Here is a 20,180-nt window from a genome sequence, read left to right on the forward strand (position 1 = left end):
CCGGCACGCGCAATCGGCGGATCATGCCTCGTAGTGATCGCGCACAAGGCGGTCGAGGAGCCGCACGCCGAATCCGGAGCCCCAGGACTGGTTGATCTCATTGACGGGGACGCCCATCGCAGTGCCGGCGATGTCGAGATGCGCCCAGGGCGTGTCCTTGACAAAACGCTGCAAGAACTGAGCCGCGATGATGGCACCGCCGTAACGGCCGCCGATGTTCTTCATATCGGCGTTCTTGGAATCCAGCAGCTTGTCGTAATCGGCTCCTAACGGCAGGCGCCATACGCGCTCCTGCGTCGCCTGTCCGACAGTGAACAGGCGTGCGGCCAGCTCGTCGTTGTTCGAGAACAAGCCGGCATGGTATTGGCCCAGAGCGACCATGATCGCGCCCGTCAGCGTCGCAAGATTGACCATGAATTTGGGCTGGAACTTCTCGTTGCAGTACCACAGCGCGTCGCAGAGCACGAGCCGGCCTTCGGCGTCCGTGTTGAGCACCTCGACGGTCTGTCCCGACATGGAGGTCACGATGTCGCCCGGCCGCTGTGCGTTGCCGTCGACGTTGTTCTCCACGCAGCCGATGATGCCGACGACGTTGGCCTTGGCATTGCGGCCGGCGAGTGCCTGCATGAGACCTGTAACGGCGGCCGCGCCGCCCATGTCCCCTTTCATGTCCTCCATGCCTGCGGCCGGCTTCATCGAATTGCCGCCGGTGTCGAAGGTGACGCCCTTGCCAATGAAGGCGATCGGCTTGTCCTTCGGCTTGCCTCCGTTCCACTGCATGACCACCAGCCGGGGCGGACGCGCCGATCCCTGGGCGACACCGAGCAGAGCGCCCATGCCGAGCTTCTTCATTTCCTTCTCGGTAAGCACGTCGACCTTGACGCCAAGGGACTGCAATTCCTTCGCACGAGCAGCGAACTCCACCGGGCCGAGCGCGTTTGCCGGTTCATTGACGAGGTCGCGAGCAACGGCGACGCCCCCCGCAACCGGCTCGATGCTCGCGAAGGCCTTTTTCGCGGCGGTCGGGTTCGAACAGTAAATGGTGATCTTCGCCGAGCGGGCGGCTGCCTTGCCGCCATTGTCCTCTTTCTTGGTCTTGTACTTATCGAAAGAATAGGCCCGGAGCAGGATGCCAAACGCCACATTCGCCGCGTCGCTCGCACCCACCGTGGCGCCAGGAAGATCCAAAACGACAGCAACCTCGGCAGGTTTGCGCAGCGCGGCGAATATTGCACCGCCCAAGCGCAGCCAACCGTACTCTGACAATGCCGAGACTTTTCCAGCGCCGATCACGACGAGACGATCGTAGGACGTTCCTTCCGGCGTGATCAGTTCGAGGCTGGTCCCAGCCTTGCCCTTGAATTCCGCTACCGGAATCGCCCGCTCGAGCACCTTGGCGGGATCGCAGGCGCGGGCCGCCTCGCTCAGGCCGCCCTCCTCTTCCGCCGACAGCAGGACGACGCTGCCTTTCTTCGGTGTTGCGAGTCGAGCAAAGGCGATCGTCGGCGTCACTGTCATGGGAATCCTGCTGCGCGTGAAACTCGCGGCCGACCTTTGGCGGTTTTGTGAGCTTTGGCAAGCTGCAAGCACATTTTCCTTCGGAATGTCACGCAGTCGCAATGCTCGGATGCTTGACTGGTGCTCGTTAAAGTGGAATTTCACAATCCAACAACCAGGGGGGATTTTGAAACCTATGAGCCAGCATTCCGGCATCGATATCATGCCACATCCCGTAGTTGAACTTCCGGTATCGGTCCCGGACACTATCGTCGTGGAAGCGCCAAGCATGCTGCCGGATGCGGCAGTGGCGGAACTGCCAAATCTCTCCCCCTTCTCGGGCGTGGCCACACTGATGATGCTGAGCGCGCTGCTTGCGGTCGCGGTGGTCGTCTTCTATCGCTTTCCCCTGATCGATCGAACCGTCGCGGCATGGTTCTTCGTCGAAAACCAATGCGGCCCGGGAAAACCGGCAAGATCGGTTTGCGGCGACTTTCCGTTGAGGCATAGCCCGCCATTCATGGCGCTACGACAGTTCCTGCAATATCTGCCCATCACATTGGCGGCCGCGTTGGCCGCCGCTTCGATAACAAGGCTCCGCATGGGAAGGCTGCTCGGCGCCCGCCGCTCGGTGCAGGCGGCGGCCGTATTCTGGACCTATGTCGTGTCAGTCGGACTATTGGTCAACGGCGTCTTCAAGGAGTTCTGGGGCCGACCGCGGCCCGTTCAGACCGACCTGTTCGGCGGGGATTTTCCGTTCGTGCCGGCAGGCGAGATAAGCAACTACTGCGCCAGAAACTGCTCCTTCATCTCCGGGGAAGCCGCGGCAGCGGCGTGGCTGGTCTGCCTTGTCGCATTGCTCCCTCGGCAATACGCCTCGCTGAAACCGGCGGCCTATGGCATTGCAGTCGCGCTCGCCTTGGGCACCTCGCTCCTGCGCATGTCGTTCGGCGCCCATTATCTGTCGGACGTCGTGATCGCCGGCGTCGTCACCATGCTGACCTTTTCTATTTTGGCCACCGCCGCAGCCTGGCTGCACCCACAAAAACGTGAGCTTCCGCAGACGGCGGCGATCTGTTAGGAATTTGTTAACCTAACCCGTTCGCCCTTTTTTAGCCAATGAGACCCAACTATTTGATGGCTCAGGTGGAACGGCGCCCTGGATGACGGGCGGGTGCGGTCAACCAAGGCACGCAGGCGGATGATTTCGGCTTGCCCAACCAGGCGCCATTCGGCGCCGGCAAACATGGAACAGTCCTGCGGATGAAGATCGTCGAACGCTACATATTGCGCCGAACGTTCACCATCGCGCTGGCCGCGTTGTTCTGGACTCTCGCGGTCGTGTGGACGGTCCAAGCCTTGGCCCGCATCAATCTCGTTACGGACAAAGGTCAGTCGGCATTGACCTTCTTCCACATGGCGACATTGGTGTTGCCCTCCATCATTCCGGTTATCCTGCCTTTCGCCATTGCAATCGGAATCAGTCAGACGCTGACGATGATGAACAGCGATTCCGAGCTGGTGGTGATCAATGCGGCTGGCAGTTCCCGATTGACGACAATCCGGCCAGCCCTCGTACTGGCAATCGGCGCTTGTTTCCTGTCCTTCTTCGTTCAGAACGTCATCGATCCGCCCGCGCGGCTCGCCTTGCGCACGCTTGTCGCCAAGGCCAGCGCGGATCTGATTTCGACCGTGGTCCAGGAAGGCACCTTCCGAAGAATCGACGAAGGTCTCTATGTGCAGATCGGCGAGCGGCTGCCTGACGGGCGTCTCGGCGGCATCTTTGTGGCGGATTCCCGTCAGAAGGACGTCGACCTCGTCTATTACGCAAAGGAGGGCCTGCTGACGACGCGAGACGAGCGGGCCATGCTCATCATGAGCGACGGCGTCGTCCACCGTAAGACGCCGGGGCAGGAAGTATCGGTGATTCGCTTCACCTCCTATGTGCTCGACCTTTCGGTATTCACGTCGGCGAGTGCCTACATGGTCATGTACGCGAAGGATCGGCCGTTGAGCTATCTGGCCAATCCGGATCCCAATGATCCTTTTTTCAAGGAGGCTCCCCAGGAGTTCAACACCGTCTTTCATCAGCGCCTGACCGAGTGGCTCTACCCGCTGGTCTTCGCGTTGATCGCACTGGCGGTGGCGGGCGATGCCCGTTCGCATCGCGAAGCGCGCGTACATCCAATGATCACAGCGCTGGTCATCGCGCTTCTGGTGCGCTGGATGAGCTTCTTCGTCGGCGGCAAGGCCGAGACCGATGCGTCCTACGTTCCGCTCCTCTATGTCATTCCGCTCGTCTCGTCCGCCATCTCGATCTGGTATCTCGCCACCAACAAGCCGATGGAACTCCCGGTGAGATGGACGGATCGCATCGGCGCGACGTTCCGGCACGTCGGCGAGCGCTTCACCTTGTTCAGGATGCGCCTGTTCGGCGCCTCGGCCCCAGGCGGAGGCTCGGCCTGAAATGGGTTGGACGCTCAGCCGTTATTTCTTTTTCCGCTATGTCACGATCACCACGTGGTTCTTCCTCGGAATCGCCGCGCTGGTCTTCATCATCGACTTTACCGAGCTTTCCTCGCGCACATCCGACATCGCCAATTTCTCGACAGGGATGGCGCTCAGCGTTTCGGCGATGCGGGTGCCGATGGTGATGCAGCAGACCATCCCGTTCATCGCACTGTTCGCGGCCATGGCGACGCTGGTGTCACTCAATCGCAAATACGAGCTCGTCGTGGCACGCTCCGTCGGCGTTTCGGCTTGGCAATTCCTCAGACCCGCATGCTTCGGCGCGCTGCTCCTCGGCCTCCTCACCCTGGGAGTGCTCAATCCGATCGCCGCCGCAGGCTATTCGCAGGCCGAGGCGATCGAAGCGTCATACCGCGCAACCAAAAACAGCGCGGTGGCCGGCACCCCCTGGATCAAGCAGACCACCCAGGAGGAAGGCGAGACGATCATCGGGGCCCGCACGACGCTGCAGCAGGGGCTGGAGCTGGTCGACGCCGTATTCTTTCGAATCGACAAGGCCGGCAACATCGCCGAGCGAATCGATGCGCAGAGCGCCCATTTAAAAGATGGTTACTGGGAGCTGAACGGCGCCTCGCGGATGCGCGATGGATCCCGTCCCGAGGCTGTGGGAACCATGCAGATCAAGACGAATCTCCGGCCGGAATTCGTACAGGAGCGGCTCGCAAGACCCGATATGATCCCCTTCTTCGAGCTGCCCGGGAAAATCGAAGTGGCGCGCTCCTTCGGCTTGAAGGCCAACGCCTTTGCCATGCAGTTCCATTCTCTCGTCGCGCTGCCGCTTTTGCTTGTTGCGATGACCCTTATTGCCGCTACGGTATCCATGCGTTTCACACGCTTGGGACAGTCCGCCACGATGATTCTGGGTGGCGTCGTAGCCGGCTTTCTGCTTTATGTTGTTTCGGTTTTAGTCAAAGCGTTCGGCACAGCGGGATTCGTCCCACCGGCAATCGCGGCCTGGCTTCCGGTTGTGGTGGCAATGTTCTTCGGGGTGACGTTCCTGTTGTACAAGGAGGACGGTTAGTGGCGGTCGCGCTAACTGAGGGGTCCAAGCTCGTCCGTCTTAAGCGCCTTATGGGCGCAACGGCCTTGGCTTGCCTGTTCGCTGTTATCCCTCATACCAGCTTTGCGCAAACGATCGGCCTGGAGCCTGAGGTTTCCCCCACCGCCCAGATGCTGCTCGAAGCCGATACGCTCGTCTATGACAACGACAAGCGTACCGTGACGGCGGTCGGCGGCGTCCAGATCGAGTATGACGACAATCGCCTGGTCGCGCAGCGGGTTACCTATCATCGCGACTCGGGTCGGCTGGTCGCCAGCGGCAACGTTCAGATCATCGAGAGGGACGGCAACAAGATCTTCGCCGAAGAGATCGACATCACCGACGATTTCCGGGACGGGTTCGTCAACGCGCTGCGCGTGGAGACTACGGACAAGACCTATTTCGCGGCGGAGAGCGCGGATCGCGAGAGCGGCGTCACGACCACGTTCAACAACGGCGTCTACACGGCCTGCGAACCTTGTGAGGACAAACCCGACAGGGCTCCCGTCTGGCGCATCAAGGCGCGCAAGATCATTTGGGACGGCAAGGCCAAGACAGTTCGTTTCGAAAGATCGCGATTCGAAATGTTCGGTTTCCCGATCGCCTATCTACCGGCGTTCGAGGTGGCCGACCCAACGGTCAGGCGCAAGTCCGGCTTCCTGATGCCGGGTATCACTTATCAAAGCGAACTTGGCGTAGGAGTGATCGTACCCTACTACGTCGCGCTGTCCGACACCTACGATCTGACGCTCCAAGGCCGTTATTATTCGCGGCAGGGTTTCCTCGGGCAGGCGGAGTGGCGGCAGCGCTTCAACAACGGCCAGTACAATCTCAAGATTGCGGGAATCCGCCAGAACGACCCCGCCGCATTCGACCTCAACTCGGTCGATCGTGGCGTCGACGTGGGCGGTCAGTTGATCGATCCCAACCGTTTCCGCGGCATGGTTGCCACGAAGGGCGACTTCTATATCAACCCGCGCTGGACCGCCGGCTGGGATATCATGCTCCAGTCGGACAAGGACTTTTCCAGAACTTACGGCATCGGGGGCTACGCCGACCTCGTGCACACCTCGCAGCTATACCTGACAGGCCTTGGCGATCGTAACTTCTTCGACCTGCGCGCGTACCATTTCCAGGTACAAGAAGAGATCCAGGATGGCTTCCCCGGAGCGCGAAACGAGGAACAGCCCTGGGTTCTGCCAAGCTTCGACTATTCCTTCACCTCCGACGAACCGGTCGCGGGCGGGGAACTCAACATCGACATCAACTCGCGCACCATCTACCGGAACAGTCTGGATGTCGCGGCGCATACCGAACTCGTCAATGGGACCCCAGTAGAACGCGTGACAGCGGTGCGCGGCATCGAAGGCACCAGCGGCCGGATTACCGCAGAGGCGGAGTGGAAGCGCACCTATCTCGCCGACGCCGGCCTCCAGGTGACGCCACTCCTGCATTTCCAGGCGGACTCGACGTTCGTCAATCAATCTGCCTCATCGGTGCAGGCCATAAACGCCATGGCCACGAATCCGCAGATCGATGCCGGCACCGATATTCGCTCGGCCTACTATCGCTACATGGCCACCGCTGGGCTCGACCTTCGCTGGCCGGTGCTGTTCTCGCTGACCTCGTCGAGCCACATCCTCGAGCCGGTCGCCCAGCTGTTCGCACGTCCGGACGAGCAGTCCGCCGACAGGCTGGGCATCCCGAACGAAGATGCACAAAGCTTTGTGTTCGACGCCACGACGCTCTTTGATCGCGACAAGTTCTCGGGCTACGACCGTATCGAGGGCGGCACGCGCGCCAATATCGGCTTCCGCTATTCGGGCACCTTCGCCAGCGGCTGGACCACCAATGCCATAGTGGGGCAATCCTATCAGTTGATGGGAGAAAACTCCTTCGCTCAGCCCGACCTGGTCAATGCGGGTGCCTTTTCAGGTCTGGAGACCTCGACCTCCGACTATGTCGGTCTCGTGGGCTTCTCCACACCCTTCGGCCTCTCGGCATCGGCAAGCGCCCGCCTCGACGAGCAGTCGCTGGAGGTGCGCCGCTCCGAATTGAGGGCCGGCCTCAACATGAGCCGAGGCTCCGTCTCGGCGAGGTACGCTTTCATCCAGGCCCAGCCGCTTTATGGTTTCCCCGAAGATCGTCATGAGATGACGCTCGCCGGTACAACGAGGGTTCACGAAAACTGGAGCCTCTTCGGATCAGGCACCTACGACTTCGAGAGGAGCATGGTCGTCCGCGATTCCTTCGGATTCTCCTACGACGACGAATGCTTCACCTATTCGATGACGTACTATCAGAGCCATAACCGCGACACGCGCGAAACCACGCAAACAGTCGGTTTCAATATCTCGTTCCGCACTATCGGCGACTTCGGGTCGAGTTCGCTCGGGTCTACGGAGTGAATGCGTCATCGTTTCGCCGCATAAGGGCGGCATGCGTCTTTGAAGCTCAGCGCCAGAGCGAGATGGATGACCGAAAAGGCTCTGTTTCCCAGGCGGCTCACGCCTATGGCGTCGGAACATGCGGCTGTGGTAGGAGCACGGCCGTTTCAATCTCGACGCGAGGTTTGTCACGCCGGAAACAGGACCGGCCCTGATCTCATCGCGCACTGCAATCGGGGATAACAGCATATGATCGCGATCAGAAAGCGTCTCGTCGCATCCGGTTTCGCTCTCGCCATGGGCGCGCTCGCAGCAACCGCGATGCCCTATGGCGGAGTCGCTCACGCGAGCGAGATCAAATACGTGGTCAACAACATCCCGATCACGAGCTACGACATCCAGCGCCGGGTCGCCTTCTTCAAGCTCCAGCGCCGCAATGGCGGTACGAAGGAAGCGGCTCAGGAGATGATCGATCAGGCCATTCGCACGGCCGAGATCAAGCGCGCAGGCGTGCGGATCACCGATCAGCAGGTCGATGACGCCTACGCCCGCTTCGCCGCTTCGAACAAGCTCAAACCCGAGCAGATGGACCAGATCCTTAACCAGACCGGCGTCACCAAGCCTCATTTCAAGGATTTCATCCGCACCCAGATGGGCTGGAGCCAAGCGCTTCAGGCAAAGTATCGCGCGTCGGGTACGATGAGCGAACAGGATGTCGTGCAGCGCATGCTCCAGAAAGGCGGCGACAAGCCTAGAGCCACCGAATACATGCTCCAGCAGATCGTCTTCGTCGTGCCGGCGGCCGAGCGTGGCGCGCTACTGGGCAAGCGCAAGCGTGAAGCCGAGGCTTTGCGGGCACGCTTCTCCGGCTGCGACAGGACGCGGGAATTTGCCAAGGGCCTGGTCGACGTAACCGTGCGCGATCTCGGCCGTATCCTTGCGCCGGAGCTGCCGCCGGACTGGGCCGACCTCATCAAGAGCACGAAGGCAGGCTCCGCCACGGCGGTGCGTGAGACCGAGCGCGGCATCGAGTTCATCGGCATCTGCAGTTCCAAGGAAGTGTCGGACGACCGAGTCGCTCGTATGGTCTTCCAGAGCGAGGCGGCCAAAGAGGGCGGCGAAGCCGAGGAGTTCTCCAAGAAGTACATGGCTGAGCTGAAGAAGAAGGCCCGTATCGTCGAACGCTGACCAACCATTTGCGTGCACTTTGCCTGAAGCTTCCTTGCTCCCGCTTGCGCTGACGATGGGCGATCCATCCGGGATAGGACCGGAAATCGCCGTGTCCGCCTGGTCGTCGCGCTCCGGCCTCGACCTGCCGCCGTTCTATCTGATCGGAGATCCCGACTTGCTAGTGGCTCGGGCGAAACTCATCGGTCTGAAGCTTCCCGTCGCCATCGTCCAACCGGACGAAGCCGCTGCGGTTTTCCCTACCTCGCTTCCAGTCGTGGCGCTGGATACGCCATGCCAGGACACGCCGGGGGTTCCGCACACCGAAAATGCCGTTGGCATCGTTAAGGCGATCGACCGCGCGGTGGACGACGTCTTCGCCGGACGTGCCGCGGCAATCGTCACCCTGCCGATCGCCAAGAAGCTCCTCTATGACGCCGGCTTCATCTTTCCCGGCCATACGGAGTATCTCGGCGAGCTCGCCTCGCGCCAGGTCGGGCGGCCGATCAGGCCGGTCATGATGCTGGCAGGCCCCGATCTGCGAGCCGTACCCGTCACGATCCATATCCCGTTGATCGAGGTCCCCAAGGCGCTGACCAGCGAGCTGATCGTCGAGACCGGGCGGATCGTTGCGCGGGATATGCGGGAACGATTCGGCATTGACCGCCCTCGCCTGGCCGTCGCCGGCCTCAATCCGCATGCCGGTGAGAATGGCGCCATAGGGAGGGAAGACGAGGCCATCGTGCGCCCGGCTGTTAAAAGCCTGCGCGCCGAAGGCGTCGATGCCGTCGGCCCGCTTCCCGCCGATACCATGTTCCATGCGTCAGCGCGCGCCCGCTATGATGCGGCTCTGTGCATGTATCACGATCAGGCGCTGATCCCAGCGAAGGCGCTCGCCTTCGATGACACGGTAAACGTCACGCTCGGCTTGCCTTTCGTGCGCACGTCTCCTGACCACGGCACTGCATTCGACATCGCCGGCAAGGGCGTTGCCCATCCGGACAGCCTCGTCGCCGCCCTGAAGCTCGCTGCGCGGCTCGGTGCGCGCCGATTCGCGCCCGCATGAGCATCGACGGCCTTCCGCCGCTTCGCGACGTCATCGAACGTCACGGCCTCGCGGCGAAGAAGTCGCTCGGTCAGAACTTCCTTCTCGACCTCAATCTCACCGGCAAGGTCGCGCGAGCGGCGGGGAATCTCGAAGGCGTCACCGTCATTGAAGTCGGACCGGGGCCAGGCGGGCTGACGCGAGCGCTGCTCATGAACGGCGCGGCGCGCGTCGTTGCGATCGAGCGCGACGACCGTTGCCTTGCCGCCCTTACGGAAGTCGCCGCCCATTACCCCGGACGACTGGAAGTCGTCCCGGGCGATGCGCTGAAGACCGACTTCTCGAAACTTGCACCTGGCGAAACGGTCAAGATCGTCGCCAACCTGCCCTACAATATCGGCACCGAACTCCTTGTGCGCTGGCTGACGCCGGCCGAATGGCCGCCGTTCTACGGTTCCTTGACGCTCATGTTCCAGCGCGAGGTCGCCGAGCGCATCGTGGCCGCTCCTGGCGACAGTGCCTATGGTCGTCTGGGCGTCCTCGCGGGCTGGCGTACGGAAGCGAAGATTGCGTTCGACGTTCCGCGCCAGGCTTTCGTCCCACCTCCAAAAATCACTTCGTCGGTCGTGCACCTCGTGCCGCGAAGCGCGCCGCTGGCGGCAAATGTCGCCAAACTGGGTCGCATCACGGAGGCAGCGTTCGGCCAGCGTCGCAAGATGTTGCGGCAGAGCCTTAAAAGCGTCGGCGGTGAAAGACTGCTCGACGCAGCCGGCATCGACGGCACGCGACGGGCGGAGACGCTGAATGTCGCGGAATTCGTGGCACTGGCGAACGCGATGTAGGATCCCTCAGTCCGTCGTTTCGTCCAGCAAGCCGGACACGAAATCGAACAGACCTGGCCTGCGGTCGCGGCGCAGCCGTTCCGCAGTGACGATCGCGCGCACCTCGGCGAACGCTCTATCGAGATCGTGGTTGATCACGACGTAATCGTACTCCCGCCAGTGCTCGATCTCGACTCGCGCATTGTTGAGGCGGGTGTCTATCGTGCTGGCGGAATCTTCGGCGCGCCGCTGCAATCTGGCCTTCAACTCGTTCATGGACGGGGGCAGGATGAAGATCGAGACGATATCGCCTCGCATCTTCTCCTTGAGCTGCTTGGCACCCTGCCAGTCGATGTCGAACAGCATGTCGCGGCCTTCGGCCATGGCCTGTTCGGCCGGTTCGCGCGGGGTGGCGTAGAAATTGCCATGCACCTCGGCCCATTCCAGGAGGGCATCGTTGTCGCGCAGCGAATCGAATTCTCGCCGGCTTCTGAAATGATAATGGACGCCGTCGATCTCGCTGCCGCGCCGCTGGCGTGTCGTCACACTGACCGATAGCTCGAAGCCTGGGTCGCTCTCTATGAGGCTGCGTGCGATCGTCGATTTGCCCGCGCCCGATGGCGAGGACAGCACCAGCATCAGGCCGCGCCGCTTGATTGAATGCGATGGACGCTCGTCCGCCATCCCCTACTCCAGATTCTGGACTTGTTCCCGGAACTGATCGACCACGGCCTTCAATTCGAGACCGATCGCCGTGACCGCCGCCGCGTTGGATTTCGAGCAGAGCGTGTTCGCTTCGCGATTGAACTCCTGTGACAAGAAATCGAGCTTCCGGCCGACCGCTCCACCCGCGGCGATAAGCGCGCGGCCGGAAGCGACGTGGGTCTTCAGCCGGTCGATTTCCTCACGAATGTCCGCTTTGGCGGCCAGAAAGGCTGCCTCCATATGGAGGCGCGCCTCGTCGAGCGCAGCGGCCGGATCCATCAGCAGACGTAACTGCTCCCCGACGCGCTGTCGGATCGCTGCTGGCTCGCGCGACGGATCCGCCTCTGCAGCGAGGGTCAAGGCTTCGATCCGATCGATATGGCCGCTGAGGACCATGCGTAGAGCATCGCCCTCGGCCCGGCGCGCATTCTCGAGGCCGGAGAGCGCATCGCCGAGGACGGAAAGAATGGCCGTATCGAGCGACGCGCGTTCTTCTTCGCTTTCCTGCGCCTCGGGCATCTCCAATACGCCGCGGAGCGACAGCAGTCCGTCTGCCGTGGCGGGTGCGACACCGAACTGTTGCTCCAGTCGCTTCGCCAGTGCTGCCACTTCGGTGAGGAAGGCTTCATTGACGACGGGGTGGATGGACAGGCCACCGCGCAAAACGGTGAGCACGGCCTGAACATTGCCGCGTGCGAAACGCTTCTGCACTGCCTGGCGCGCTGGCTGCTCCAGCCGTTCGAAACCGGGTGGCAGCCTGAGACGAACGTCGACGCTCTTGCCGTTTACCGACTTGACTTCCCAAGCCAGCGCCGTCCCGTCGTGGTCGGCGGCGGCCCGGGCGAAGCCGGTCATGCTCTGTAGTTTCATCGCCCCGCTCACTTCCCTTGCGCGTGGAGCATGAGGAGCCCCAGGGCTCTTCCTGCCCGTCGCCTATTGCGCCTCGGTCGGTTCGGCCTCTTCGGTAGCCGCCTTGGCGGCTTCCTCCGCCTGTTTCTTTTCGACTGCCCGCCAGCGCGCCACGTTCTGGTTGTGCTCTTCCAACGTGGTCGCGAAGACGTGACCGCCGCTACCGTCCGCAACGAAGTAGAGATCGTCTGTCTTGGACGGGTTGGCCACCGCTTCGAGCGCAGCGCGACCGGGATTGGCGATGGGCGTGGGAGGCAGTCCCTTTATCACATAAGTGTTGTATGGCGTCGGCTTGTCGATGTCGGACCTGAAGATCGGCCGATCGCCCGGCTTTCCCTTGCCCCCGAACAGGCCATAGATGATCGTCGGGTCGGACTGGAGGCGCATGCCCTTGCTCAGCCTGTTGACGAAGACGGACGCGACGCGTGACCGCTCGTCGCCCCTGCCGGTCTCTTTCTCAACGATCGACGCCAGCGTCACGAATTCATCGACGGACGCGAGCGGCAGGTCGTCGGCGCGGCGTTCCCAGATTTCCTGCACGAGCTTCTTTTGATCGGCCATCATCTTGTCGATGAGCTGTTGACGCGTCGTGCCGCGGGTAAAGCGCTGGGTATCGGCCACGAGACTCCCTTCCGGCGGGATCGTCGTCGGCATGTCACCGGTCAGCACATCGTTCTCGGCGATGCGCTGAAATACCTGATCGACGGTCGCCCCCTCCGGGATCGTGAACGAATAAAGCACCGACCTGCCGCTCTTCAGCAGTTCCATGATGTCGCGCATCGATGCCTGCGCCTTGATCTCGTACTCGCCAGCCTTCAGCTGGCCCTCGTTGCCGTAAGCGCGCAATCCAAGCTGAAAGATGCGCGCGTCGGAGATCAAGCCCCGTCGCTCGAGCTGATTGGCAATTTCCTGCGCCCCGGTATTGGGCTTGACGAGAATGGTGGCTGCGGTCTCCGACGGGCCCGGGCCGTCGAAGGCTCGCTTGCCGAAATAGAAACCGGCGCCGGCGGCCAGGGTAACGAGGAAGATCGTCGAAACCAGGAAGTTCAGGAAGACGACGAACTGGTTGCGAGACTGGCGTGATCGCTTTGGTGGCGGGGTTCCCGCCTCCGGCCGAAGGGCTTCGGTAGCGCTTTTCGGCACGATCGGCTTCGGCGTGGTCGCGTTCTCGCTTTCTGGATTGGTGTTCATCTCGCCTGTACCCGTGCTGGCCGTTCCCGAGTCGCTGCGGAGCCTAGACGCGAATATGGCGAAAATCGCGGCATCTTGCCCGCCGAAGCGATCAGCAGGCTAACCATTGTAGCGTTGAAAGATCAACGAGGCGTTGGTGCCACCGAAACCGAAGGAGTTGGACAGGGCGACATCGATCTGGCGCTTGCGCGGCTTGTTGGGCACGAGGTCGATCGCCGTCTCGCGCTCGGGATTGTCGAGATTGATCGTCGCCGGCGCGATGTTGTCGCGAATGGCGAGGATGGAGAAGATCGCCTCGGCCGCCCCCGCTGCGCCGAGCAGATGGCCTATCGACGATTTGGTGGACGACATGGAGATTTTGGACGCCGCGTTGCCGACCAACCGCTCGACCGCGCCGAGTTCGATCGTATCGGCCATCGTCGAGGTGCCATGGGCATTGATGTAGTCGACATCGGACGGCGACAGCTTGGCTCGCTTCAAGGCAGCGCTCATGCAGCGGAACGCACCGTCGCCATCCTCCGCCGGAGCGGTGATATGATATGCATCGCCTGACATGCCGTAGCCGGTGATTTCGGCATATATCTTGGCGCCGCGAGCCCTGGCATGTTCGAGCTCCTCCAGCACCACGACCCCAGCGCCCTCGCCCATCACAAAGCCGTCCCGGTCCTTGTCGTAAGGGCGAGAGGCCTGTTCGGGGGCGTCATTGCGTGCCGTGGACAGGGCCTTGCAGGCGGCAAAGCCGGCCAGCGACAGCCTGCCGACCGGGGCCTCGGCACCGCCGGCGAGCATCACTTCGGCATCACCGAACATGATCAGCCTCGCCGCGTCGCCGATCGCATGGGCCCCGGTCGAACAAGCCGTCACGACGGCATGGTTCGGCCCTTTCAGCCCATGGCGTATGGAAACCTGGCCGGACACCATATTGATGATGTTGCCGGGAATGAAGAACGGGCTGATGCGGCGCGGTCCGCGCTCGTGTAGCGTGATCGAGCTGTCGGAAATGCCATCGATGCCGCCGATGCCCGAGCCGATCATGACGCCGGTCGCGCAGCGATCTTCCTCGGTACGCGGCTCCCAGCCCGAATCCCTTAGCGCTTCGTCGGCAGCGGCGATCCCAAAGAGGACGAAATCGCCGATCTTGCGGAGTTCCTTGGGCTCAAGGACAGCTTCCGGATTGAAGGTATGCTCGCTGCCGTCACCGCGCGGTATCACGTGCGCGATCTTGCAGGGCAGATCCTCGATCTCGAATGTCTTGATACGGCTGGCAGCGCTGCGTGCAGTGAGCAGTTGCTGCCAGGAATGTTCCGCTCCGTACCCGAATGGGGAGAGCAACCCCAGGCCCGTGACGACGACGCGTCTCATGGCTCAACTCTCCCCGGCACGATACGGCATCGAAGACGTCAGGCCGACGCCTTGTCGATGTACTTCACGGCGTCGCCGACGGTAAGAATCGTCTCGGCCGCGTCGTCCGGGATCTCAACGCCGAACTCCTCCTCGAACGCCATCACGAGCTCGACAGTATCCAGGCTGTCGGCACCGAGATCGTCAATGAAGCTCGCCGCCTCCGTGACCTTGTCGGCTTCGACGCCAAGATGCTCGACAACGATCTTCTTGACGCGTTCTGCGGTATCGCTCATGTGGGCATCCTCGTCTGTGAATTGTCTGTCTTCGTTAGCGGCCCGATTGCCGCTTATCAAGCTGAAAGATGTTCCTGGCGGAACAGTGCAGCGGAGCAGGTTTTTCCACCCTTCCCGCCGGGTTGGAGGCCGCATTACACGAAAAATCGCGGCTGTCCAAGGCGAAAACGCCGTTATCCCGTGAGGACTAAATCATGGCCATGCCGCCATTCACATGAATCGTCTGGCCGGTCACGTAAGCGGCCTCGTTCGAGGCGAGATATACCACGGCCGAGGCGATCTCATCGCCGGTTCCCATGCGTTTCATGGGGATCGCGCCCATGATGGCATCCTTCTGCTTGTCGTTCAGCTTGTCTGTCATGGCCGATTCGATGAAGCCGGGAGCAACGCAGTTGACTGTTATGTTCCGGCTCGCGATCTCCTGCGCCAGCGATTTCGAGAAGCCGATGATGCCGGCCTTCGAGGCGCAATAATTGGCCTGGCCGGGATTGCCCGTCACGCCGACGACGGAGCTGATGTTGACGATGCGGCCGAAACGGCGACGCATCATGGGGTGGGCGAGTTCGCGGGTGAGGCGGAAAACGGCGGTGAGGTTGACCTCGATCACCCCATCCCAGTCCTCGTCCGACATGCGCACAAAGAGCCCGTCACGGGTGATGCCAGCGTTGTTGACCAGTATGTCCACGCCTTCCAGTTCGCTTTCCGCTTTCTGGCCCAGTGCCTTCACCTCGTCGCGGTCCGAAAGGTTGGCGGGGAAGAGCTTCACCCGCTCGCCGAGCTCCCCAGCCAGGCTTTCCAGCTTTTCCATCCGCGTGCCGTGCAGGCCGACAATCGCCCCCTGCGCATGCAGGACGCGGGCAACGGCTTCGCCGATACCTCCGGTCGCGCCCGTGACGAGCGCCTTGCGGCCGGTCAGATCGAACATGGCAATGCTCCTTTGATGTTCGGAGCTCCCTGCGTGGGAGTTGGTCAAATCCAAGATTTACAGTGAAGCCAGCGCCGCTTCCACATCGGCTGGGTTGCCGATCGAAGCCGTAGCGATCTCCCTGTCGATACGGCGAGCGAGGCCGGACAGGACCTTGCCCGAGCCGAGCTCATAGAGAGTCGTCACCCCGTTCGAACCGAACCACTCGACAGTCTCGCGCCAGCGCACGCGGCCCGTGACCTGCTCCACGAGGCTCGCGGCGATCTGTTGCGTGTCGGTAAGCGGCTGCACCGCGACATTTGCCACAACGGGAACGGCGGGCCTGTTCTTCGTGACGTCCGCGAGCGCTGCGCGCATCGCTTCCGCCGCCGGCGCCATCAGGGCGCAATGGAAAGGCGCGGACACCGGCAGCATCAAAGCCCGCTTGGCACCCTTCTCTGTGCAGAGCCTTGCCGCATGCTCGACCGCCGGCTTGGCACCTGAAATGACAAGCTGCCCGCCGCCATTGTCGTTGGCGATCTGGCAGACGGAGCCTCGCCCCGCTTCCACGCAAGCCGCCTCCACCTCCTCTTGGGCGAGCCCCAGGATAGCAGCCATCGCCCCTTCGCCGACAGGTACCGCCGCCTGCATGGCGTTGCCGCGGATACGCAGAAGCCGTGCCGTATCGGCAATCGAAAACGTTCCCGCCGCTGCCAGCGCGGAATACTCGCCAAGCGAGTGGCCGGCGACGTAGGCGACCTTGCCGGCCAAAGAGAAGCCGCGCGCTTCCAGCGCGCGCAGTGCCGCCAGCGACACCGCCATCAACGCAGGCTGAGCATTGGCGGTCAAGGTCAGCGTCTCTTCCGGTCCTTCCCACATGATCCGGGACAGGTTCTGTGCCAGCGCCTCGTCCACCTCGTGGAAGACCGCCCGCGCCTCGGGGAAGGCATCGGCAAGTTCCTTGCCCATGCCGACCGATTGGCTGCCCTGCCCCGGAAACGTAAATGCAATCGACATGGCGCTCTCCGGCCTTTTCTTTCGGGCAGCGTGTGGAGCAAGGAAGGCCGCGGTGTCAAGGGCCGCGGCTTGGGTCGCTTCCTATGTGGCCGCCCGCCAGCTTCGGCTCCCAATGAAAGCCTTCAAGGGCCCCGCCGCCATCGGCCGCGCAAAAACATAGCCCTGAAGCCCATGGCAGCCGAGCTTCCTGAGGATGCGAACGTGCTCCGCGGTCTCGACGCCTTCGGCGATGACTTCGATGCCGAGCGACCTGCCGATCTCGATGATCGATTGGACAAGGCCGCGTTGCGCGGCCGAAGTTACAATCGGCGTGACGAGTTGCCGATCGATCTTCAGGCGCCTGGGCTTCAGCTTCAGAAGGCTGACGATGGAGGCATATCCCGTCCCGAAATCGTCGATCTCGATATCGATGCCGAGAGCCTTGATGCGCTCCACATTGGCGCCGACGGAGGTGTCGTTGTCGTCAAGGAAGATCGACTCCACCAGCTCGAAAGAAACTGCACCTGGCTGGATGCCAAGCCCGATCAGGCTTTGGATCAGTTCCTCGTCGCCCAGTCTGCTGGCGGAGACATTCACCGCGATCCTGGGAACAGCCAACCCGACGCTCCTCCAATCCTCGAAATCGGCCAGGGCCTGATGCAAGACGGTGCGATCGATGATCGACAGTACGTTCAGTTCTTCAGCCGCCTTCAGGAAGATATCGGGGCCGAGGATGCCCCGAGCCGGATGGTTCCAGCGAACCAGCGCCTCGACACCCGCCACTTCCAGCGTGGAAGCGTCGAACTGGGGCTGGTAATGGACGATGAACTGCCCTTGCTCCAGACCGGTCAATATCTCGTCGGCCATCTGCTTGGCCCTGACGATGTCGGCTTGGAGCGCCTCGTTGAAAAATTGGTGCCGGCTGCGGCCACTGCACTTGGCTCGATGAAGTGCGATGTCGGCGTTCACGAGCAGGTTGCGCAGCCCCTCGCCCGAGCCGTCTTCGAGAGCGATGCCGACGCTCACGCCGAAGCGGCACTCATGCCCTTCGTACACCACGGGTTGCCGCATCTTCGTGATGATGCGATCGGCGAGAGCGGCCAAGTACTGGGCATGGCCGCCTTCATCCCGACCGTCGAGCTGGCAAAGCACCACGAACTCGTCGCTTCCGACACGAGCCAGGAAATCTCCCGCACGCACGTTGGATTTCAGGATATCGGCCGCGTGCACCAACATGGCGTCGCCGGCGGCATGCCCAAGCGTATCGTTGATCTGCTTGAAGCGATCGAGATCGACGTGAAGGAGAGCGGTGCGCCTCGTCTTCCCTTTTTCCGACGAGGCCCTCAACGCCAGCTTCTCGTCCAGATACCGGCGATTGGGTAAGCCTGTAAGCGAATCGTGCAACGCGGTAAGCTCGATGCGAGCCTTGGCCACAAGCAGTTCGGCGTTGCGGGCCTCCGTCTGACGCTTAGCCCGCCGAAGGTCTTCATTGAGGGCGACATCGGCGGAAACATCCCAGTTCAATCCGATCACCTTGGCGTTGCCGTCGACGTCCCGGTAGAACGCTCCGACGGCGCGCACATAGCGGATGGCGCCGCCTGGCAGGAAGACACGATAGTTGGCGTCGTACCTGCCGTCCGAAACCATGCCGTCGTCGAACGCTCGCTCGACCCGCTCGAGGTCGTCGGGATGAACCGCATTCCTCCAGGTCTCATAGCCACGCGGCTGCTCACCAGACTCGATACCGTAAAGCTCATCCATCCGCCTGTCCCAGACAAGCTCACGGCTCGCGGGGTCGTAGTCCCACACGCCAATCTTCGATGTGTCCAGCGCCAGGGAGAGGCGCTGGGAAAGCTGACCGAGCTCCTGCTCGCGGCGGCAGAGTTCCTCGATATGGTTTTTGCGCTCGCTGACTAGGCGGCCGGTTGCGAGCAACGGAATGACGATAAGTGCCCCGCAGAGGATCACCAGGCCACGCAGGAGCCAGAGATCGTCCGTCTGGAACTCGGCGAAGCCAGCCGCGCAGCCAATTGCCACCAGTATGAGCAGCGCTAGTGCCGCATGTATGCGGGCCGGCCGAAAGATCACCTTCAACGGCTGGCGGTGCATGCCTCCTCGAAAACTCACCTTCTCGCCACCCGCCCTGCCGCCCCTTCCCGCGCTGGTCGCCGCACGATAGACGCGACTGCTTAAGGTAGGCTTTATACCAAATGCGATATTGCCTCCGCCTGCTGCGCGGTTTCGTCGCCTTATAGAAGCTCTTCTCCCCTTGCCTTTTTCGACCTTCCCCTATATCAGCCGCCCTATCTGCCGGTCCCGACTGGGGGCTGAACGGAGGGCCGGGCCGCCGGGAGTGATCCCAGGGCTCGTCGCGAAGGCAAAAGCTCTTCCGCCTCCCGTGTCTCCGCTCTCGACCGTCTCGTCATGCTCCTTTCTTCCCCGAAAATCGGGTCAAGAGAAGTTGCAGAGGCTTAGCCGTCGGGAACCGGGAGAGAGAACGAAGAAAGGCAAGACAATGGCTCTTTACGAACATGTGTTCCTTGCCCGGCAGGACCTCTCGCAGCAGCAGGTCGATGAGCTCGTTGAACGTTTCAAGGGCGTCATCACCGCTGGCGGCGGCTCCGTCGGCAGGGTCGAGAACTGGGGACTGAAGTCCCTCACCTACCGCGTCAAGAAGAACCGCAAGGCTTACTATACCCTGATGGACATCACGGCTCCGGCCGATGCCGTCAAGGAGCTTGAGCGCCAGCAGGGCCTGTCGGAAGACGTCCTCCGCTTCCTGACCATCAAGGTCGAAAAGCACGAGGAAGGCCCGTCCGCAATGATGCAGAAGCGCGACCGCGACGAGCGTGGCGATCGCTTCGGTGATCGCGGCGACCGCCCGTCCCGTTTCGGCGACCGCGACCGCGGCCCGCGCGGCGGGGACGACCGTGGCCCGCGCCGCCCGCGTGAAGCCGCTGAAGGAGCTGCAGAATAATGGTCGACATCAACCAGATCCCGACTCGGCGTCCATTCCACCGCCGTCGCAAGACCTGCCCGTTCTCCGGCGCCAATGCGCCGCGGATCGACTACAAGGACGTGCGCCTCCTGCAGCGCTACATCTCGGAGCGCGGCAAGATCGTTCCGTCGCGCATCACCGCCGTAAGCCAGAAGAAGCAGCGTGAGCTCGCCCAGGCGATCAAGCGCGCCCGTTTCCTGGGCCTGCTGCCCTACGTAGTGAAGTGATCGAAAAAGGCCGGACGGCTCGCCGCCCGGCCCCTTTCCGCTTCGGGTGCGGAGAGATCAAGTCATATGAAAAACCCGAGTTGGGTCTTCCGGACAGCCGGAACCCTAACTGCCGCGACAGGCAGGAC

At 62.2% G+C, this 20,180-nt stretch carries 18 protein-coding genes; 9 read left to right on the forward strand and 9 right to left on the reverse strand.

Annotation, left to right across the window (positions count from 1 at the left end):
* Nucleotides 1–21: 21 nt before the first annotated feature.
* Nucleotides 22–1,518, reverse strand: coding sequence for a leucyl aminopeptidase (locus ACCO56_RS11290; protein WP_433640603.1), 1,497 nt, complete (start codon nt 1,516–1,518; stop codon nt 22–24).
* A gap of 175 nt (nt 1,519–1,693) precedes the next feature.
* Here ACCO56_RS11290 and ACCO56_RS11295 point away from each other — a divergent pair, with 175 nt between their 5' ends.
* The 7 genes from ACCO56_RS11295 to rsmA all read left to right on the forward strand — a co-directional run bounded on the left by ACCO56_RS11295 (nt 1,694) and on the right by rsmA (nt 10,506).
* Complete coding sequence (locus tag ACCO56_RS11295) at nt 1,694–2,578, forward strand: phosphatase PAP2 family protein (protein ID WP_433640605.1); 885 nt, start codon at nt 1,694–1,696, stop codon at nt 2,576–2,578.
* Nucleotides 2,579–2,760: 182 nt separating this feature from the next.
* On the forward strand, nt 2,761–3,963 hold the full coding sequence (gene lptF, locus ACCO56_RS11300; RefSeq protein WP_433640608.1) for an LPS export ABC transporter permease LptF: 1,203 nt from the start codon (nt 2,761–2,763) through the stop codon (nt 3,961–3,963).
* 1 nt (nt 3,964) lies between these two features.
* Nucleotides 3,965–5,047: an LPS export ABC transporter permease LptG gene (gene lptG, locus ACCO56_RS11305; protein ID WP_433640610.1), complete on the forward strand. Its 1,083-nt coding sequence runs from the start codon at nt 3,965–3,967 to the stop codon at nt 5,045–5,047.
* Nucleotides 5,047–7,473: an LPS-assembly protein LptD gene (locus ACCO56_RS11310; RefSeq protein WP_433640613.1), complete on the forward strand. Its 2,427-nt coding sequence runs from the start codon at nt 5,047–5,049 to the stop codon at nt 7,471–7,473. Before lptG ends, ACCO56_RS11310 begins: the two co-directional genes overlap by 1 nt.
* 228 nt (nt 7,474–7,701) lie before the next feature.
* Nucleotides 7,702–8,640: a SurA N-terminal domain-containing protein gene (locus tag ACCO56_RS11315; RefSeq protein ID WP_433640615.1), complete on the forward strand. Its 939-nt coding sequence runs from the start codon at nt 7,702–7,704 to the stop codon at nt 8,638–8,640.
* Between the two features lie 34 nt (nt 8,641–8,674).
* Complete coding sequence (gene pdxA, locus ACCO56_RS11320) at nt 8,675–9,685, forward strand: 4-hydroxythreonine-4-phosphate dehydrogenase PdxA (RefSeq protein WP_433640617.1); 1,011 nt, start codon at nt 8,675–8,677, stop codon at nt 9,683–9,685.
* A complete protein-coding gene (gene rsmA / locus ACCO56_RS11325) occupies nt 9,682–10,506 on the forward strand; it encodes a 16S rRNA (adenine(1518)-N(6)/adenine(1519)-N(6))-dimethyltransferase RsmA (protein ID WP_433640620.1) in 825 nt (274 codons plus the stop codon). The genes pdxA and rsmA overlap by 4 nt, the downstream gene beginning before the upstream one ends.
* A 6-nt stretch (nt 10,507–10,512) precedes the next feature.
* Here the strand turns inward: rsmA and gmk are convergent, their stop codons facing one another.
* The 8 genes from gmk to ACCO56_RS11365 all read right to left on the reverse strand — a co-directional run bounded on the left by gmk (nt 10,513) and on the right by ACCO56_RS11365 (nt 18,936).
* Nucleotides 10,513–11,169: a guanylate kinase gene (gene gmk, locus ACCO56_RS11330; RefSeq protein ID WP_433640622.1), complete on the reverse strand. Its 657-nt coding sequence runs from the start codon at nt 11,167–11,169 to the stop codon at nt 10,513–10,515.
* 3 nt (nt 11,170–11,172) lie between these two features.
* The gene (locus ACCO56_RS11335) at nt 11,173–12,060 is read right to left on the reverse strand and encodes a YicC/YloC family endoribonuclease (RefSeq protein ID WP_433640624.1); all 888 of its coding nucleotides are present in this window, start codon (nt 12,058–12,060) and stop codon (nt 11,173–11,175) included.
* A 63-nt stretch (nt 12,061–12,123) separates the two neighbouring features.
* Nucleotides 12,124–13,290 (reverse strand): endolytic transglycosylase MltG, encoded by a 1,167-nt coding sequence (mltG, locus tag ACCO56_RS11340; RefSeq protein ID WP_433640626.1) that lies wholly within the window; start codon nt 13,288–13,290, stop codon nt 12,124–12,126.
* 99 nt (nt 13,291–13,389) lie between these two features.
* Nucleotides 13,390–14,652 (reverse strand): beta-ketoacyl-ACP synthase II, encoded by a 1,263-nt coding sequence (gene fabF, locus ACCO56_RS11345; protein ID WP_433640628.1) that lies wholly within the window; start codon nt 14,650–14,652, stop codon nt 13,390–13,392.
* 38 nt (nt 14,653–14,690) lie between these two features.
* Complete coding sequence (locus ACCO56_RS11350; RefSeq protein ID WP_019170544.1) at nt 14,691–14,927, reverse strand: acyl carrier protein; 237 nt, start codon at nt 14,925–14,927, stop codon at nt 14,691–14,693.
* A gap of 187 nt (nt 14,928–15,114) precedes the next feature.
* On the reverse strand, nt 15,115–15,852 hold the full coding sequence (fabG, locus tag ACCO56_RS11355; protein WP_433640631.1) for a 3-oxoacyl-[acyl-carrier-protein] reductase: 738 nt from the start codon (nt 15,850–15,852) through the stop codon (nt 15,115–15,117).
* A gap of 57 nt (nt 15,853–15,909) precedes the next feature.
* Nucleotides 15,910–16,848 carry an ACP S-malonyltransferase gene (gene fabD, locus ACCO56_RS11360; protein ID WP_433640633.1) on the reverse strand — a complete coding sequence of 313 codons (939 nt, stop codon included), beginning with the start codon at nt 16,846–16,848 and terminating at the stop codon, nt 15,910–15,912.
* A gap of 81 nt (nt 16,849–16,929) precedes the next feature.
* Nucleotides 16,930–18,936: a putative bifunctional diguanylate cyclase/phosphodiesterase gene (locus ACCO56_RS11365; protein ID WP_433640635.1), complete on the reverse strand. Its 2,007-nt coding sequence runs from the start codon at nt 18,934–18,936 to the stop codon at nt 16,930–16,932.
* Between the two features lie 406 nt (nt 18,937–19,342).
* Here ACCO56_RS11365 and rpsF point away from each other — a divergent pair, with 406 nt between their 5' ends.
* On the forward strand, nt 19,343–19,804 hold the full coding sequence (gene rpsF / locus ACCO56_RS11370) for a 30S ribosomal protein S6 (RefSeq protein ID WP_433640637.1): 462 nt from the start codon (nt 19,343–19,345) through the stop codon (nt 19,802–19,804).
* The gene (gene rpsR, locus ACCO56_RS11375) at nt 19,804–20,052 is read left to right on the forward strand and encodes a 30S ribosomal protein S18 (protein WP_072603868.1); all 249 of its coding nucleotides are present in this window, start codon (nt 19,804–19,806) and stop codon (nt 20,050–20,052) included. The genes rpsF and rpsR overlap by 1 nt, the downstream gene beginning before the upstream one ends.
* Nucleotides 20,053–20,180: the final 128 nt, after the last annotated feature.

This window comes from Mesorhizobium sp. 1B3, from assembly GCF_050958605.1.
In the GTDB taxonomy this organism is placed as follows: Bacteria; Pseudomonadota; Alphaproteobacteria; order Rhizobiales; family Rhizobiaceae.